This is a genomic window from Helicobacter pylori (assembly GCF_030062585.1).
Lineage (GTDB): Bacteria > Campylobacterota > Campylobacteria > Campylobacterales > Helicobacteraceae > Helicobacter > Helicobacter pylori_CN.
Genome location: NZ_CP071935.1, coordinates 1,560,683 through 1,580,101, shown reverse-complemented (window position 1 = coordinate 1,580,101; position 19,419 = coordinate 1,560,683). Strand labels below are relative to the sequence as shown.

The following is a 19,419-nucleotide window of genomic DNA, read 5'->3' as shown; positions in this document are numbered from 1 at the left end:
CACGCGCTCAAATTTTAAAACTTATAGGAAATTTCAAACCTAGCGTTAAAGCCAGGTTCTGCCATGCCCCTTGCGTATTTGTCTTGATTAGGCTCATCAGGGCTCATCACCGGGCTTGCTTGATCAATATATTGTTGGTTAAAAACATTGTTAAACACCGCATTCAGGCTCAACCCTTTGAGTTTTTTGTAAGTGGGCTTGTAAGTGATAAAGAAACTGCTCACCCCATAACCCGGTTTATGCACATGAAAAATCCCGGGCGTTTTAGGGCAATTACTAGGCCGTCTGTCAATATCCGTAGGGCCGTTGCGATAGGGGCTATAAGAGCAATAACTCAAATCCGTAACAAAGCGTGAAAGCCAAGTGATGCTAAGGCCTGTGCGTGGGATTGTATAGCTTGCCGTTAAAATAAACACATTGCCGGTTGTAGCCGCCAATTCATACACATCAGCGATCAAGCGCCCCTTTAAAGAAGGCCATGATCGCGCCACGCTCAAGCCTAAAGAAAAGCCCTTGTATTTAGCCGTCCCTGAAACTTCATAACCCGGCACATAAATAATATCTTGCGCGGGCAAATTAGTTACAAAAAGCGTTGAAGAAAATTGGTTGATATAATTAGAAATCAATTGGACAAAACCGGCGGCTCTAAAATCAAAATACTGACTGCTGTATTCGGTGTTAAATTCCGCATTTTGCCCAATTTCTGGCTTTAAATTGCGGTTATAGCGCAAATTGTCTTGACGCATCCACACCAAACCTCCAGGCATAGGGCCTCTGGTTACATACGCGTAAGAAAGCCTGAAATTCAAATTTTCTAAAGGCGAGACATTTAAAGCCGCGCTCGGGCTAAACCCTTGGGTTATGTGCAATTGCCAGTCTTTATCCACTAAAGTATAGACATCATAACGAGTCCCTGCCCCTAAAGTTACCATAGGATGCAAGGTGTAATTCGCTTGCACATACACCCCAACCACATTCGCCGTAGCGCCATTTCGTTGGCAGCGCCCGTTCATGTTGGGATCATTAGGGCCCATAACCCTTAAGCATGCGTCAGGGGCATCGCCCGGTTTGACTAATTCGCTATTAGGGATCGCTTTATCAAAAGTGGTTAAGTTTTGGTAATTCAACCCGTATTCCAAAAGATTGTCATTCTTATGATCTATGGTGTGGATCACATTCGCATTAAACCCAGAATTGATGATGAATAAATTTTTATTAGCCACCACAGAACCCCCTCCAAGGCTTTTAAAAGTGATAGAGCAGGTTTGTTTAAGAGCGTCATAAATGCCCCCTTGCGCCACGCATTCATTTTCTTCATTTTGAGAGAGTTGCGGATTTGGGGTGAAAGGGATGATAGCCGCTATATCGTTAGGCCTAAAAAGCGGATCAATTTGGACATTCCTGATACTCGTATAGCCATTGATTTTTAATTTAGGATCACCAAAACGGCTCCCCCCTTCCCTTTCATAATTCAAACTCACATTATGCACTAAATTGACGCTATAAGTTTTAAACAAACTGGCGTCATTTTCAAACAAGCAATCATCAGGGTTTTGTTCGTTAGGGAAAGCGTTGAAATCGCCGCAAGAATAGGGTAAAAAAGTGCCGGTAAAATTCGCTCTTAAAGGGCGGTTAGCGTTATCTCTAGTCATGTTGTAACTGAGCGTTAAAGTATCCCTTTCGCTCAAATAGCCATTGATCTTAGCCATCACATTGTTTTGCTCGCTAGGACTCCCTGTAACTTTATTATCCGCTTTAGGGTCAAAAAGATTTTTCATCGCATTATCCCCATCACGATAATAGAAAATATTTTGGTGCGTGTAATACAAAAGCGCATCAAAATGATGGTTACGATAAGCGCCCATAATGGTTTCCCTGTCCCCAAAGTTGGTTAAAAAAGTTGCAGCCCCACTCATAGCGTAGTCTTTACCTTTAGGGATAAAATCGCTCGCGCTCCTAGTCTCCATTTTGATCGCACCAATCAAAGCCATAGGCCCCGCGCTCGCTTGAGCCGCCCCCTTAGTAACCACCACGCTTTTGAGCATTCCAGGGTCAATAATCGTATTGCCTTGATGCCCATAGCTTGCGCCCATTTGCGCCGCGCCATCCACCGTAACCCGAGCCAATCTGTCTTCAATACCGCGCACATAAATTTTTTGCGCTATCACCGCGCCTCCGCCCACATTGATATTGGGGTTTCTTCTAAACATGTCGCTGATTTGGTTGGCTTGCCTTCTTTCTAATTCCTTACTTGAAATGGTTGTCTGGTTGTTGTAATTAAAGATTTTAGCCGCTTGAGTGGTAACTTTACCCAGAGTGTGTTGGGCGTTCTTATCTTTTTTTTCTTTCTGTCTTTTTTCTTCTTTTTCTTCTTCTTTAGCCTCCAATTCAAACATGCCTAATAAGGACAAAAAAATAGAAAAACTACAATATTTCCTAAAACGCTTGTCATTCATTCTTAAAATCCTAAATATGATAATAATTTCTCTTAAAAAATAAAGGTGTTATTATAATCAAAAAAATATTACAATCGCCTTAAAAGAGCTAGCCATTTTTGATAAACAAATGATAAACTTTTAGAAAAATCCCAAAAAACCCCTTTCAAAGCGCGCAGAATGCGAAATAATAAAGGGTAATTTTATCTTATTCTCACTTTTTTATTTTTATAAAGCCTAAATATTTTAGAACTAGCGCTTTCAAACAAACCCCTTTCATCGCTCACAATCACATCAGCGAGATTGGAAGCGATTTCTTTATCATAAGCGCATTGGGTGAGGTTGGCTGAGGTGCTATAAAGCGTTTTAAAACGCTTTAAAAAATCCCCATGTCTGCCCCTAATCACACGAACGGCTTTAGAGTTAGGGTAAATAAAAGTGGTTTTAGCGCTTCTTCTAATGAGGTTTTTAAAAGCGTTAGGCGCGCGCACCAGACTTTTTAAGGTGCTAAAATCAGTGCTTTCTATTAAAACGCTTTGGTTTTTAGGGCGGCCTTTTAAGGCGTTGAGCTTTTCGCTGTCTTTAGAAAGCAGTCCTATCGTGGTATCGCTTTGAGCCAAATACACTAACGCCATCAGACTACTTTAAATAATCTTGTAAGGCTAGTAATTCGTCTTTTTGAGAGCTTTCTTCTAACGCTAAAAGTAAGACTTCTATCGCGCTTAAAGTCGTGAAATAACTCACATGGTTTTTAAGCACAGAAGCGCGTATGAGTTTGGCGTCATCTTGAGATTTGTGATCGCTGGTGTTGATAGCCATGCTGATTTCCCCATTCATCATCAAATCCATGATATTGGGGCGGCCCTCAGAGATTTTAAGCACTTTTAAAGATTTCACCCCAGCTTTTTCCAAAGCTTTATGCGTGCCTTCTGTGGCGCACAGTTTAAAACCCAATTCAACCAATCGCTTCATTAAAACGCATGCTTCTTCTTTATCCTTATCTTTAATAGAAACAAAAATAAGCCCCTTGTTTTTAATGGGGTTAAAGCAAGCCGTTTGAGCCTTGAAAAATGCAAGCCCTAAAGATCTAGCAATCCCCATCACTTCGCCGGTGCTTTTCATCTCAGGCCCTAAAATCAAATCCGATCCATAAAGTTTATTAAAAGGGAAAACCGCTTCTTTTAAAGCCACAAAATGGGGCATTTTAGGCTTATAAACGCCTTTAGAATATTCTACGATATTTTTTTTATCATAAAACTTCAGGGCTTCTTTCAAGTCTTCTAGCACCATAACCCTAGTCGCCACTTTGGCTAAAGGAACGCCTAAAGCCTTGCTTAAAAAAGGCACGGTCCGGCTGGCTCTGGGATTGACTTCAATCAAATACAGCGAATTTTCATAAACAGCAAATTGGATATTCAATAGCCCTACTACGCCTAGATGCAGAGCGATTTTCGCGCTCACTCGCTCAATTTCATCTAAAATTTCAGCCCTTAAAGTGGAAGGGATAAAGCATGCAGAGTCGCCTGAATGGATTCCGGCTTCTTCAATATGCTGTAAAATGCCGGCAATATAGACCTCTTTTTTATCGCAAATAACATCCACATCTAATTCCACCGCTTTTTCTAAAAACTTATCAATGAGGAGCGGATTTTTAGGGCTAATCTCTAAAGCATGCGTAACGCTTTCTAAATAATGGCGCAGTTCTTCAATATTTTCTAAAATTTGCATGTGTTGGCCGCCTAGCACATAACTAGGGCGCACAATGATAGGGAAACCAATCACATTAGCGATACTATAGGCTTCATCAACGCTCTTAGCCATGCCATTTTTGGGCTGCTTGATGTCAAGCTCTTTTAAAAAGAGGGAAAATTTTTCCCTGTCTTCAGCAATATCAATCACCTTAAAAGGCGTGCCAATAATAGGGGCTTGCATTTTAGCTAGATCTTTAGCGAGTTTTAAAGGGGTTTGTCCCCCAAAATGCACGATGATGCCATCCACGCGCTCCCTTTGAATGATGCTTTTCACGCACTCAAAATGAATGGGTTCAAAATAGAGCGTATCACTGGTATCATAATCTGTGCTAACCGTTTCTGGATTGCAATTGAGCATGACGCTTTTAATGTTTAAATCTTTCAAAGCAAAGCTCGCATGCACGCAACAATAATCAAATTCAATGCCTTGACCGATGCGGTTAGGCCCAGAGCCTATGATTAGGATTTTCTTTTCTTGTTTTTCTTGTTTGTTTTCAATAGGGGGCAAAGGATTAGGGGCATAAGTGGAATACAAATAAGGCGTGAGCGATAAAAACTCCGCCGCGCAAGTGTCCACTTCTTCAAAATTGGACGCGATTTGTAAATTAGATCTAGCTAATTCCACTTCAAAAGGGCTGACCTCTAAATTTTCATTTTCTTTGATTTTAGCGGCAATCATGGCATCGCTAAAGCCTAAATTTTTAAGCCCTCTCAATTTTTTGGCATCCGTTAAAACGCTAGAATTGATGCCCTCTTCTGCTTTGACTAGCTTTTGAATTTGAGATAAAAACCACCTGTCAATCTGGCATAATTCAAACACTTCATCAACACAAACGCCGAGCCTGAACGCATCAGCGATATAGAGCAAGCGCTTGGGATTGGGCCGGCGGATTTCCTTTTTTATCGCTTCTAAATCTTTGCTTAACGATTCAAACCCTAGCCAATTATTTTCCAAAGAGCATAACGCTTTTTGTAAGGCTTCTAAGAAATTCCCCCCTATCGCCATCACTTCGCCAATGCTTTTCATAGAAGTCCCTAAAGTGCTAGAAACACCGGCAAATTTTTCAAACGCAAAGCGAGGGATTTTCACCACGATATAATCCAAACTAGGCTCAAAACTCGCCGGAGTGTTGGTAATATCGTTTTTGATTTCATCTAAGCTAAAACCCACCGCAAGCATGGTAGCGACTTTTGCAATGGGAAACCCGGTCGCTTTTGAAGCTAGTGCGGAGCTGCGGCTCACTCGTGGGTTCATTTCAATCACAACCATTCTTAAAGTCTCTGGGTGGATCGCAAATTGCACATTACTCCCGCCCGTATCCACGCCAATTTCTCTCAAAATCGCAAAGCTCGCATCGCGCATGCGTTGGTATTCTTTATCGGTTAAGGTGAGGCTTGGAGCGATGGTGATGCTATCGCCGGTATGAACGCCCATGGGGTCAATGTTTTCAATACAGCATACAATGATGCAATTATCCTTGTTGTCTCGTATGACCTCCATTTCGTATTCTTTCCACCCCAATAAGGACTCTTCAATCAAAATTTCATTAATGGGCGAAGCGTCTAGGGCGTTTTTAGCCAATTCTTGAAACTCTTCAATATTATAAGCGACCCCACTCCCTCCCCCCGCCAGAGTGAAACTCGCTCTAATAATGGCTGGAAAGCCAATTTCATTAATGGCTTCTAGGGCTTCTAACTCGCTATAAGCGTAACGCCCTTTAGGCAAATCCATCCCGATTTTTAACATCGCTTCTTTGAAAGCCTGCCTGTCTTCGCCTTTCTTAATCGCTTCAATCTTAGCCCCTAAAAGCTCCACGCCTTCTAACATGCCCTTTTGGTGCATCTGCATGACTGCATTCAAAGCGGTTTGCCCGCCCATTGTGGGTAAAATAGCGTCAATCTTTTCTTTTTTGATGATAGCGGCGATATTTTCTGGGGTGATGGGCTGGATATAAGTTTGATGAGAAAATTCAGGGTCAGTCATCACGGTGGCTGGGTTAGAATTGATTAAGATCACTCTATAACCTAAAGATTTTAAGGTTTTACAACTTTGAGTCCCTGAGTAGTCAAACTCACAAGCTTGCCCGATCACAATAGGGCCTGAGCCTATCAGTAGAATGTTAGAAATATCGGTGCGTTTAGGCATAACTAATCCTTAAAGAAAGAATATCAACGAAGCGTTATCAATATTTTAAAGTATTTTTTGTTAGGTTTTTGCGTGGCGTCCCCCCCTATTTTTTCAAACTATTTGTCTCTGTCTGAAAAAATACCAATGATTTGCAGGATAGAAATGAAGACATTCAAAAAGTCTAAATACAAGCTTACCGCCGCATCAATGGGGCTATCATACATGCCTTTAACGATGTTTTGAGTATCATAAGCGATGTAAAGACTGAATAAAATCGCGCTCGCTCCCGCAATGACAACCTGGAACATGGGGCTACCCAAAAACAAGTTAATGAGCGAACACACCACCACCACAATCAAAGCGATAAAGAGCATTTTACCCATATTCGCTAGATCGTTTTTAGTTTTAAGGGCATACACGCTCATCAAACCAAAAACAATAGTTGTCATGCCCAAAGCCTGCCAAATCGCTCCTAAACCAGCTTTTGCAATCACCATACCCAACAAAGGCACTAGAGTAACCCCTGATAATGAAGTGAAAGCAAACAGCATGAACAAATTCAATCCGGGTTTAGATTTAGAAAACATCAAACCAAAAAACGCCACAATTTCAGCGATAAAAAATACCCACTTATACTGCACTACGGCTTGAAAGTTCATTAAACCTAGTAACGCCCCAATAGTCGCTAATAACAAACTGCCCGCAAAGAACTTGTAAGTCGTTTTAACAAAACCCACCAGCTCGCTTTCATGCAATAAAGAATCTTCTGCATACGCATTACGAGAATTAGCTCTGTCATACAATGCCATGTTTTACTCCTTGAATTTCAACTCAATAAATAATTTTAATTAACCCTATAGCTAGGTCCAATATAATAGCGCAAAATGTAGTAAAATACCAAACAAAACCCCCTAAAATTGAAATTGAAGTCTGAAAATAGGATAATAGTTACGATGAAAATTTTTATCAATGGATTTGGCCGCATTGGGAGATGCGTTTTAAGAGCGATTTTAGAGCGCAATGATACAAACCCTCAACTAGAAGTGATAGGCATCAATGACCCTGCTAATTGGGAAATTCTCGCTTATCTTTTAGAGCATGACAGCGTGCATGGGTTGCTTAATAAAGAGGCGCGTTACTCTAATGGTAAGCTTATTATCGGCTCGTTAGAAATCCCTGTTTTTAATAGCATCAAAGACTTGAAAGGCGTGGGTGTTATCATAGAGTGTTCAGGGAAGTTTTTAGAGCCTAAAACGCTAGAAAATTACCTTTTGCTTGGGGCTAAAAAGGTGTTGTTATCCGCTCCTTTTATGGGCGAATACGATGAAAAACAATACCCCACTTTAGTGTATGGGGTCAATCATTCTCTCTATCAAAACCAAACCATTGTTTCTAACGCCTCTTGCACGACTAACGCTATCGCGCCCATTTGCACGATTTTAGATAAAGCTTTTGGCATTAAAGAAGGCATGCTAACGACCATTCATAGTTATACAAGCGATCAAAAACTCATTGATTTAGCCCACCCTTTGGATAAACGGCGCTCCAGAGCGGCTGCAAGCAACATTATCCCCACCACCACTAAAGCCGCTCTAGCCTTGCATAAAGTGTTACCCAATCTCAAAAATAAAATGCATGGGCATAGCGTGAGGGTGCCTAGCCTTGATGTGTCCATGATAGATTTGAGTTTATTTTTAGAAAAAAAGGCCTTTAAAGATCCGATCAATGATTTATTGATGGAAGCTTCCAAAGGGGTTTTAAAAGGCGTGTTAGAGATAGATTTAAAAGAAAGGGTGAGTTCTGATTTCATTTCTAACCCTAGCAGCGTCATCATCGCGCCCGATTTGACTTTCACGCTAGAGAATATGGTCAAAATCATGGGGTGGTATGATAATGAATGGGGGTATTCTAATCGTTTGGTGGATATGGTGCAGTTTATGTATCATTATTAAGTCATTTTGCGAATCTTTTTGAGTTTGTTTAACATCAAATTGTATAATGTGGGATTTAATAAAAACGATTGGAGTTTTAATGGCGTTTAAAAAGGCCAGATTGATTTCTAGGTTTATTTCAAAGGGATTTTTCAAATTGAATAAGATCTCAAAGAAAATTTTCAAATTGAATCAAATCTTAAAGCGTGAAAAGCCCTTAAAACGCCATAAAAAAACAAAATCCATTAAAAAGCCCTTTAATAAAAACAAATCTTTTTTAAAAGCTTCGGTTTTATTGATAGGAGCGTTGGGGGGATTATCTCACCTAAGGGCTAACGAATGCACTTATTGGTCATGGTCGACTTGGAGTTATCAAGATAATATTGAAAGCGGTCCTAATTCACCCACGCACAACTCTTATTGCCTTTTTAGTAGTGCTCAAGGCTCTGGGACTTATTATTTAAACACTCTTACCACTTATAGCGCTGGTGGGGCTAGTTTCACGCAAAAATTCAATGGTGGCACGCTTAATGTGGGAGGGAATATCCGCTTTGGAGGCACAGGTATTAATGGAGGTGATGTCGGCTATATCACAGGCACTTATGATGCGGCTAACATTTACTTGACCAGCCATTTAACAACCGGAAACTCATACGCTGATGGTGGTGGGGCCACGCTCAATTTTAATGCAACTAATAACCTCACTATCAATCAAGCGAGTTTTGATAACAGCGATGCAGGGACGCAAAAATCTTACATGAATTTTAAAGGCTCGAATATCAAGGTCAGTGGCTCTAGCTTTAAAGATGACACGAATGGGGGCTTTAGTTTCAGCGGTAATAACAATAATAGCACTATCTCCTTCAATCAAACGAACTTCAATCAAGGCACTTATAACTTTAGTAACAGCGCAAGTTCAAGCTTTGATAATAGTAGTTTCAATCAAGGGACTTATCACTTTAATAGCGCCCAATCCACTTTTGAAAACAGCACTTTCAATCAAGGGACTTATGATTTTAGTAACAATACTAGCTTTAATAACGACACCTTCAATCAAGGCACTTATAGCTTTAATACTAGCAAGGTGAGTTTCTCAGGCATTAACACTTTAAATTCAAGTTCGCCTTTTGCTAACCTTAAAGGTAGTGTGTCTTTTAATTCTGGTGCGATCTTTAACCTCAATCAAACCCTTAATAGCAACCAAACCTATGACATTCTCACTACAAACGGAGCGATCCAGTATGGGGTTTATCAAAGCTATTTGTGGGATCTAATCAACTATAAGGGCGATAAAGCCATCAGCCATGTTGAAGTGGGCAATAACACTTATGATGTAACCTTTGACATTAATGGGCAAGATGAAACCTTACAAGAAACCTTTAACAAACAATCCATTATTACCCAATTTTTAGGAGACGATTTACAACAACAAGCCCAACAAACCTATCAAGAGGATGTAACCAACTCCCAAACTGCTTTAAATAACGCTACTAGTGATAATAAGATCGCAAGCAACGATACAAGCTACACTCAAAGCAAAAATCCCACTATCGCTAAAGACGCTCAGAATTTAGAAAACACCAACCAACAAATCGCTCAAGATGAACAAGCGTTAGAAAAAGATTTAGCTCAAATCAAACAATTAGCCAACTCCACCACAGGCTTTAATGAACAAGCTTTCAATCAAGCGCAAAGCAAAGAACAACAAGATGAACAAACCTTACAAAACGATGAAAACGCTTTTAATACTGAACAAGAGGGATTAGAACAAGCGATAGCTAACGCTAAGCATGCCAACCCCACACCAAGCCATGCACCCACTCCCACAAAACACACAGCACAAAACACTCCCCCTAATAAAGTTCCACCCACACCCCCTACTCAAAATTTACCCACAACGAATGTGTGGAATGGAGTCTATAACCTCCAAAATCAAACTTACTCAAACAAAGGGGTTTATTATATCGATCCTAACCTTTCAGGACAGAGCGGTCAAAGCGGCAACACGCTCAGCACTTATACAGCCAATTTGTTTGGGAGAAGTTTTGGCGTCAATGCTAACAATGGCACTTTGATCATAGGGAATGACACAGAGAGCGCGAATGATAATGGGTTGATTTGGATAGGGCATGGAGGCTTTGGTTATATTACTGGGACTTTTAATGCGGCTAACATTTACTTGACCAATAATTTTAAAACCGGTGAAGGCGTTTCAAATTCAGATGGTGGGGGAGCGAATATTACCTTTAAAGCAAGCGATAACATCACTATGGATGGCTTGAATTATAATGACGCTGAAACCGTTACTAAAATGATTCAAACGGGGGCCAGTCAGCATTCCTATGCCGCTTTTGACGCTCTAAATAATATCAGTGTAACCAATTCCAGTTTTAGCGATATGACTTGGGGGAAATTCAGTTTTAGCGCTAAGAATATTTCGTTTTCTAACGCTTCGTTCAGCGGCTTTACAAACCCTGGAGGATCAAGCGTTATCAGCGCTAACGCTTCTAATTCTTTAAGCTTTATCAATTCTCGTTTGAATGGGGGAGCGGTTTATAATTTGCAGGCTAATAGCCTTATTTTCAATAACACGCAAGCGGTTTTTAATGTTTTGTATTCTAGGGGGACAAGCAATTTTAACGCTACCACACAGCTTTTAGGCAACACGAATTTTACGCTCAGCTCTCAAAGTTTACTGAACTTTAATGGCGATACAACCTTGCAAAACAACGCTAATATCACGCTTGGCAATAAAAGTCAAGCCGCTTTTAAAAATTCTTTAACGCTTGACAATAATTCTAATTTAAGTTTAGACAATCAAAGCGTTTTGAACGCGAATGGCACGAGCACCTTTAACAATCAAGCGAGTCTCAATATTTATAATGGGAGTCAAGCGGCCTTTAATAGCCTCTTTTTTAATGGCGGGACACTCAGTCTTAACGCTAGCAGTAAGCTCAACGCTTCTAGCGCTAGTTTTTCAAACAACACCACTATTAATTTAGACGATAGCGTTTTATCAGCGAATAACACAAGCTCTTTAAACGCTAATATCAATTTTCAAGGCGCAAGCCAGGCTGATTTTGGAGGCAACACGACTATTGATACAGCAAGCTTTAATTTTGACAGCGCAAGTTCATTGAATTTTAATAACCTTACGGCTAATGGAGCGTTAAATTTTAATGGTTATGCGCCCTCTTTGACTAAGGCTTTAATGAGCGTTAGCGGGCAGTTTGTTTTAGGGAGTAATGGGGATATTAATTTATCTGACATCAATATTTTTGATAACATTACAAAATCTGTAACCTACAACATCCTAAACGCTCAAAAAGGGATTACTGGCATTAGTGGGGCTAATGGCTATGAAAAAATCCTTTTTTATGGCATGAAAATCCAAAACGCTACTTATAGCGACAATAACAACATCCAAACTTGGTCGTTTATAAACCCTCTCAATTCTTCTCAAATCATTCAAGAGAGCATTAAAAATGGGGATTTAACCATAGAAGTTTTAAATAACCCCAACTCGGCTTCCAACACTATTTTTAATATCGCCCCTGAGCTTTATAATTACCAAGCTTCTAAGCAAAATCCTACCGGCTATAGTTATGATTATAGCGACAATCAAGCAGGCACTTATTACTTGACAAGCAATATTAAAGGTCTTTTCACCCCTAAAGGCTCTCAAACGCCTCAAGCCCCAGGCACTTATAGCCCGTTTAACCAACCTTTGAATAGTTTAAATATCTACAATAAGGGTTTTTCTAGCGAGAATTTAAAAACGCTTTTAGGGATCCTTTCTCAAAATTCCGCTACCTTAAAAGAAATGATTGAATCCAACCAATTAGACAATATCACTAACATCAATGAAGTGTTGCAACTCTTGGATAAAATTAAAATCACCCAAACGCAAAAGCAAGCGCTCCTAGAAACGATCAACCATTTGACTGACAACATCAATCAAACCTTTAATAACGGGAATCTCGTTATAGGCGCTACCCAAGATAATGTTACAAACTCTACCAGCTCTATATGGTTTGGGGGCAATGGCTATAGCAGTCCTTGCGTGCTAGATAGCACCACTTGTTCTTCTTTTAGGAACACTTACTTGGGGCAATTATTAGGCTCAACTTCCCCTTATTTGGGCTACATTAACGCTGATTTTAAAGCTAAAAGCATTTATATTACCGGGACAATTGGAAGTGGTAACGCTTTTGAAAGCGGAGGGAGCGCGGATGTAACCTTTCAAAGCGCTAATAACTTAGTGTTGAATAAAGCTAATATAGAAGCTCAGGCTACAGACAATATCTTTAATCTTTTGGGTCAAGAAGGGATTGATAAAATCTTTAATCAAGGGAATTTAGCGAATGTTCTCAGTCAAGTGGCTATGGAAAAAATCAAGCAAGCCGGAGGTTTAGGGAACTTTATAGAAAACGCTCTAAGCCCTTTGAGTAAGGAATTACCCGCTAGCTTGCAAGATGAAACCTTAGGCCAACTTATAGGTCAAAATAACTTAGACAATTTATTGAATAATAGTGGAGTCATGAATGAAATCCAAAACATTATCAGTAAAAAACTAAGCATTTTTGGTAATTTTGTTACCCCATCCATCATAGAAAACTACCTTGCTAAGCAGTCTTTAAAAAGCATGCTAGACGATAAAGGGCTTTTGAATTTTATCGGTGGGTATATAGACGCTTCTGAATTAAGCTCTATTTTAAGCGTGATTTTAAAGGATATTACTAACCCCCCTACAAGCCTGCAAAAAGACATCGGCGTGGTAGCGAACGACTTGTTGAACGAGTTTTTAGGACAAGATGTGGTCAAAAAGCTAGAAAGTCAAGGCTTAGTGAGCAATATCATCAATAATATTATTTCTCAAGGCGGGTTGAGCGGCGTTTATAATCAAGGTTTAGGGAGCGTGTTGCCGCCCTCTTTACAAAACGCGCTCAAAGAAAACGATTTAGGCGCTCTTTTATCGCCTAGAGGCTTGCATGATTTTTGGCAAAAAGGGTATTTTAACTTTTTAAGCAATGGCTATGTTTTTGTCAATAACAGCTCTTTTAGCAACGCTACAGGGGGCAGTTTGAATTTTGTCGCCAACAAGTCTATTATTTTTAATGGCGATAATACGATTGACTTTAGCAAGTATCAAGGCGCATTGATTTTTGCTTCTAATGGTGTTTCTAATATCAATATCACCACCCTAAACGCTACGAATGGCTTAAGCCTTAATGCGGGTTTGAATAACGTGAGCGTTCAAAAAGGAGAAATTTGTGTCAATTTAGCCAGTTGCCCTACAACCAAAAACAGCTCTTCTACAAACTCCAGCGTAACCCCCACCAATGAATCTTTAAGCGTGCGCGCTAATAACTTCACTTTTTTAGGCGCAATCACCTCTAATGGGGCTATTGATTTGTCTCAAGTAAGAAATAATAGCGTTATAGGCACGCTCAATCTCAATGAAAACGCGACCTTGCAAGCCAATAATTTAACGATCACTAACGCTTTTAACAACGCCTCTAACTCTACGGCTAACATTAATGGTAATTTCACCTTAAACCAACAAGCGACTCTAAGCACTAACGCTAGCGGCTTGAATGTCATGGGGAATTTTAACAGCTATGGCGATTTGGTGTTTAACCTTAGCCATTCAGCTAGCCATGCTATTATCAACGCTCAAGGTGCAGCGACAATCATGGCTAATAACAATAACCCCTTAATCCAATTCAACACTTCTTCAAAAGAAACAGGCACTTACACGCTTATTGATAGCGCTAAAGCCATTTATTACGGGTATAACAACCAAATCACAGGAGGCAGCAGCCTAGATAATTACCTTAAGCTTTACACGCTCATTGACATTAATGGCAAGCACATGGTGATGACTGGCAACGGCTTAACCTATAACGGGCAAGCCGTGAATATTAAAGATGGCGGTTTAGTTGTGGGCTTTAAAGACTCTCAAAATCAATATATTTACACTTCCATTCTTTATAATAAAGTGAAAATCGCTGTTTCTAATGATCCTATCAATAACCTACAAGCCCCCACTTTAAAACAATATATCGCTCAAATTCAGGGCGTTCAAAGCGTGGATAGTATTGATCAAGCTGGAGGCAACCAAGCGATTGATTGGCTCAATAAAATCTTTGAAACTAAGGGAAGCCCTTTATTCGCTCCCTATTATTTAGAGAGCCACTCCACAAAAGATTTAACCACAATCGCTGGAGATATTGCTAACACTTTAGAAGTCATCGCTAACCCTGATTTTAAAAATGACGCCACTAATATTTTACAGATCAATACCTACACGCAACAAATGAGCCGTTTGGCCAAGCTCTCTGACACTTCAACTTTCGCTCGTTCTGATTTCTTGGAACGCTTAGAAGCCCTTAAAAACAAGCGATTCGCTGATGCGATCCCTAACGCTATGGATGTGATTTTAAAATACTCTCAAAGAAACAGAGTCAAAAATAATGTGTGGGCGACAGGAGTTGGAGGGGCTAGTTTTATTAATGGAGGCACTGGGACTTTATATGGTATCAATGTAGGGTATGACCGATTTATTAAGGGCGTGATTGTGGGGGGTTATGCCGCTTATGGGTATAGCGGGTTTCATGCAAACATCACGCAATCAGGCTCTAGCAATGTCAATATGGGTGTTTATAGCCGAGCGTTTATCAAAAGAAGCGAATTAACGATGAGCTTGAATGAGACTTGGGGATACAATAAGACTTTCATCAACTCTTATGACCCCCTACTCTCAATCATCAATCAGTCTTACAAATACGACACCTGGACGACTGACGCTAAAATCAATTACGGCTATGATTTCATGTTTAAAGATAAAAGCGTTATTTTTAAACCCCAAGTAGGCTTAAGCTATTATTACATTGGTTTGTCTGGTTTAAGGGGTATTATGGATGATCCTATTTACAATCAATTCAGAGCCAATGCTGACCCCAATAAAAAATCCGTTCTAACGATCAATTTTGCCCTAGAAAGTCGGCACTACTTCAATAAAAACTCTTATTATTTTGTGATTGCGGATGTGGGCAGAGACTTATTCATTAATTCTATGGGGGATAAAATGGTGCGTTTTATTGGTAACAACACCCTAAGCTATAGAGATGGCGGCAGATACAACACTTTTGCCAGCATTATCACAGGCGGGGAGCTAAGGTTATTCAAAACCTTTTATGTGAATGCGGGCATTGGGGCTAGGTTTGGGCTTGATTATAAAGATATTAATATTACCGGAAATATTGGTATGCGCTATGCTTTTTAATGGTATCATTAAACCTATTTTTAACAAGCCCAATTCATAGCAGGATCAACCATGCAATTTCCAAAAGCCTTATTACATTCATCATTCTTTTTACCTTTGTTTTTATCTTATTGTATCGCTGAAGAAAATGGGGCGTATGCGAGCGTGGGGTTTGAATATTCTATCAGTCATGCCGTNCAAGCGGCTTTTTAAAAGCCCTTGCTGAAACAAGGAAATGAAATTATAGTCATAGAAAGCTTAAGGTTTGCTTAAATTATAAAAATTTTTGACAAAGACAAAGTAAGTTAAAATTTTAAAACGATTGGGTTTTGAGAAATCTAAATACCGCCAAAACATGTGCGCATTCCCCATAAAACCACTATTATAAGCACTAATTTATCTCTGTTTTCAAAAATCACTCCATAATAGAGAGCAAAAAATGAAATCATGGATTAGAAAAATCCGCTTAAGCTAACCCTTTTAAAATGGGTGCTTTTTTGTCCCCTTGGTGGGGGGATCGTGTTAGTTCTTCTTAAAGAGTTGGTCTTTAAATGGGTTGTTAAAAGGCTCGTTGGGGGAAAAGTTCTTTTTCTTGGAGGTGTACTGATTTTTTGGCAAGTTATCTACAATGTCAGCGACACTGCGTTCTCTCACATTGCAAGACTTCTTCAAGTCTGAAGGGACAGAATTGGGGCTTTCTTGAATGTTGGCGATGAAGACTTCAAAGCCTTTCTCCCAAGCGGCTTCTAACACAGGCACAAAATCGGTATCCCTGCTGAACAGCAAAATACACCCTCCTTGTTTGGTGCAATACAGCTTGGTAATATCGTGCACCAACAGTGCATCAACTTGTTTTTGACGCAACTTTAAGTAAGGTATGAAAATCTTGGCTTCTAGATCATAGACTTCTTTGTCTTCGAACTTATATACGAATTTGAACTTTACCCGCCCGACTCGTAATTTCACTTGATTTTGTTGGGCGATCGCATGGTTGAAAGATTGGATAATCCCTAATTTATTCACTCTTTTCTCATAATCTTTAGGATTCTTCTCTTTATACTCCTCAACTTCTTCGTTTTTATTGCCCTTGATTCTAGGTTCAACTTCTGTGAAAGGCTCAGATACATAAAAATAGATCCGCTTCAATTCCTCTTCAGGCTCCAAAAACGAACGGATTAGCGCTAAGAGTTGATCGGGATTGTTGAAACTAAAATTAGGCTCTTTTAAACGCTCATCCGTTTCTTGGATTGCTTTCAAATCGGCGAGAAGATTTTCCCAATCCACAAAAATCGTGGTTTCAGTTTTTTCCATGCTTTCTCCCAAAATATGAATTTTGCCATAAGGGTTGAGTGTAGCATGGGGATCTAAACATGCCTTGTTTTTTAAAATAAAATAAAGGTTCTGTTCTCATCAAACAGACACTCAAAGCCTTAATTAATTTCTTTCATTTTTTAAAAACTTTATAGTAAAACTTTCTTGAGAATATGAGGGGATATTTCGCGCTTTAATGTTCTTTCAAACCCTTTAAATCCCCCTTAACCTGATCGCTTTTTCAAGGAGTTATCGTTTAACTTGCGTCAAGTTTTTTGTATTTTGATGGTAAAAAACGCTTTTTAACCTTTTTTAAAATTTGACAACCAACGCCCTATTAAAAAACAGAGCCAAAAATTCAGTTTAGCAAACAGCAAGCTAGAAAAGAAGCGATTAAAGCTTTGCCTTGAAAAAAAAACGAACGCTAACGCTAAAAAGAGTTTAGAGTTTTAAAAAAGTCGGTGGTAAAACTAAAAAGGGATTAAAAAACTCTTTTTCAAGCCAATCCAATCAATTGAAAAAAGCTTTGCCCTATTTTTAAAAAGCGTTAAAAAACGGATTTCAACCCCTAAAGAGCGTTCTACCCATCAGCATGATGGATAAAAGAATCTTAACAGAAATTAATGGCGGACTTCTTTAATCCTTGCTGCCTTACCTCTCCTATCGCGCAAGTAGTAGAGCTTCGCACGGCGCACCCTACCCACACGCAACACCTCAACGCTCGCCAAACTTTCGCTATAAAAAGGGAAAATTTTCTCCACGCCGATATTGTTAGCCCCTATTTTACGCACGCAAAAAGTCTTATCCACGCCATTGCCTCTAATCGCAATGCACACGCCTTCAAAATACTGAGTTCGTGTTTTTTCGCCTTCTTTAATGGTAATACCCAATCTCAAAGTATCGCCGGCCTTAAACGCTGGCATGGTCTTGTCTTTTAATTGAGCGTCTTCAAACTGCTGAATGTAGCGGTTTTTCATGTGTTTTCCTTAATGTCAATTTCATGATTTGTGCTGTTTGAATAAATCAAGGCGGTAGAATTTCGTCCTTAATTTTGACAAATCAAGTTTTAGTTGCTTGATTTTAGCATGATTTCCTTTAGAATATTCTAAAGGGGCAGGGATTTTATTGATTTCTTTGGATTTAAAAACAGCGTTAGCGAAATTAGGGGCTTCCAAATAATGGTTTTCAAAGCTCTCATTTTCTAAAGATTGGGCGTTACCCAAGACCCCTTGAATGTGGCGAGCGATACTATCTATCAAGCACAACGCCCCAAGCTCGCCCCCTGTCAAAATAAAATCGCCTATACAAAAAACCTCATCAGCGCTCAATTCAATAGATCGTTCATCAAAGCCCTCATAACGACCGCACACCAAAACGACATGCTTTTTTTGAGCCAAACGCATCGCGTCTATTTGCTTGAAAGGCTTGCCCACCGCGCTTAAAAAAATCGTGTGTTTAGGGTTTTTAACAGAATAGAGTGCGTTTTCTATCATCTCAGGGTCTAAAATTTGCCCCGCACCCCCACCAATGAGCGTGTGATCCGCTTTTTGATATTTATTAGCGCTAAAATCCCTAAGGTTTAACACTTCCAATTCAAAAAGATTTTTTTCTAACGCTCTTTTTAAAATAGAATCTTCAAAATAAGGCCATACAAGTTGCGGAAAAAGGGTCAAAACGCTGAATTTCACTCAACTATTCTCTAAAAGCGTTTTAGCGTTATGGGTGGTTATTTTTTTGTCTTGCAAAAGGATTTCTTTGATATAAAAATCCCTATAAGGGATTAAAAAAATCTTAGCCAAACCTTTTTCAACCAAACTTCTCGTGGTTTCAACCATGAAATAATCTGTTTGAGAAATCCTTTGGATTTCTATGACTTTTCCTAGAATCTCGTTTTCTTCCACCACGCTAAGCCCTACTAAATCGCAATAAAAAAACTCCCACTCTTTTAAAACACAGAGTTTTTTACTCTCTGCTTCGCTCATAAAAAGCCCTAAATTAGTCAGCTCTTTAGCCTTTTCGGGCGTGTGGATCGTTTCTAAAAACAACAAATTTTTGGCATGTTCATAAGAATGGATTGTATATTCTTTAAAAGAAGAAGCGCGAGAGAAAGCGTTCAAGGGAGCGACGCTCACCTTAACGCCCTTTTTTAAGCACTCTGGAAAATCGCTCTCTAAATGGAGCTTTAATCCCCCATTAAGCCCCACGCTTTTACCAATTCTGCCCACTAAAAGCATAGAAACCATTCAAGGCGTTTGATCGCCTAAAACATGGGGATTTTTATCGCCATTTTTACTAGCAAAAACAACGATTTTATAAGAAAACCCGTCTTTGGCTTTCACGCCAGAAACAAACGCCTTAATCGCGCTCACCATTTTGCCCTCTTTACCGATCACATGCCCTATATCTGATGGGTGGGTATAAATAGTGATTTGTTTGACTTTATCTTCTAAAAGCGTGTACTCTACGCTCAAAGCTTGAGGAAAAGAAACAATCTTTTTTAAATATTTTTCTAAAAAAGTTGCCACGCAATACGAATAGTCCTTACACTCAGCTTGAGAAAAAGGCGTGTTCAAAGGATCTAATTCGCGCATTTAGC

Annotated in this window: 11 protein-coding genes; 2 read left to right on the top strand and 9 right to left on the bottom strand. The window is 39.6% G+C overall.

Annotation, left to right across the window (positions count from 1 at the left end):
• Window positions 1–14: 14 nt before the first annotated feature.
• From J5F42_RS07570 to J5F42_RS07555, 4 genes are all read right to left on the bottom strand, one after another.
• Entirely contained in the window at window positions 15–2,456 is a 2,442-nt protein-coding gene (locus J5F42_RS07570; protein ID WP_283491328.1) for a TonB-dependent receptor domain-containing protein, read from the bottom strand.
• Between the two features lie 182 nt (window positions 2,457–2,638).
• Entirely contained in the window at window positions 2,639–3,070 is a 432-nt protein-coding gene (locus J5F42_RS07565) for a Sua5 YciO YrdC YwlC family protein (protein WP_078250636.1), read from the bottom strand.
• 4 nt (window positions 3,071–3,074) lie between these two features.
• Window positions 3,075–6,332: a carbamoyl-phosphate synthase large subunit gene (carB, locus tag J5F42_RS07560; protein ID WP_283491327.1), complete on the bottom strand. Its 3,258-nt coding sequence runs from the start codon at window positions 6,330–6,332 to the stop codon at window positions 3,075–3,077.
• A 98-nt stretch (window positions 6,333–6,430) separates the two neighbouring features.
• Entirely contained in the window at window positions 6,431–7,123 is a 693-nt protein-coding gene (locus J5F42_RS07555) for a Bax inhibitor-1/YccA family protein (protein ID WP_097699430.1), read from the bottom strand.
• A 144-nt stretch (window positions 7,124–7,267) separates the two neighbouring features.
• Between J5F42_RS07555 and gap the strand changes: the two genes are divergently transcribed.
• Both gap and J5F42_RS07545 read left to right on the top strand, forming a co-directional pair.
• The gene (gene gap, locus J5F42_RS07550) at window positions 7,268–8,266 is read left to right on the top strand and encodes a type I glyceraldehyde-3-phosphate dehydrogenase (protein ID WP_283491326.1); all 999 of its coding nucleotides are present in this window, start codon (window positions 7,268–7,270) and stop codon (window positions 8,264–8,266) included.
• A gap of 79 nt (window positions 8,267–8,345) precedes the next feature.
• Entirely contained in the window at window positions 8,346–15,533 is a 7,188-nt protein-coding gene (locus J5F42_RS07545; protein WP_283491325.1) for a vacuolating cytotoxin domain-containing protein, read from the top strand.
• Between the two features lie 501 nt (window positions 15,534–16,034).
• On the opposite strand, the gene J5F42_RS07540 is transcribed toward J5F42_RS07545, so the two are convergent.
• From J5F42_RS07540 to J5F42_RS07520, 5 genes are all read right to left on the bottom strand, one after another.
• Window positions 16,035–16,823, bottom strand: a complete 789-nt coding sequence (locus J5F42_RS07540) for an NYN domain-containing protein (protein WP_097713187.1) — start codon at window positions 16,821–16,823, stop codon at window positions 16,035–16,037.
• A 620-nt stretch (window positions 16,824–17,443) separates the two neighbouring features.
• Window positions 17,444–17,800 carry a 50S ribosomal protein L19 gene (gene rplS / locus J5F42_RS07535; RefSeq protein ID WP_000797699.1) on the bottom strand — a complete coding sequence of 119 codons (357 nt, stop codon included), beginning with the start codon at window positions 17,798–17,800 and terminating at the stop codon, window positions 17,444–17,446.
• 21 nt (window positions 17,801–17,821) lie between these two features.
• The gene (trmD, locus tag J5F42_RS07530) at window positions 17,822–18,511 is read right to left on the bottom strand and encodes a tRNA (guanosine(37)-N1)-methyltransferase TrmD (protein WP_078240924.1); all 690 of its coding nucleotides are present in this window, start codon (window positions 18,509–18,511) and stop codon (window positions 17,822–17,824) included.
• The gene (gene rimM / locus J5F42_RS07525; protein WP_283491324.1) at window positions 18,512–19,066 is read right to left on the bottom strand and encodes a ribosome maturation factor RimM; all 555 of its coding nucleotides are present in this window, start codon (window positions 19,064–19,066) and stop codon (window positions 18,512–18,514) included.
• Window positions 19,067–19,414 (bottom strand): KH domain-containing protein, encoded by a 348-nt coding sequence (locus J5F42_RS07520; RefSeq protein ID WP_283491323.1) that lies wholly within the window; start codon window positions 19,412–19,414, stop codon window positions 19,067–19,069.
• Between the last annotated feature and the right edge of the window lie 5 nt (window positions 19,415–19,419).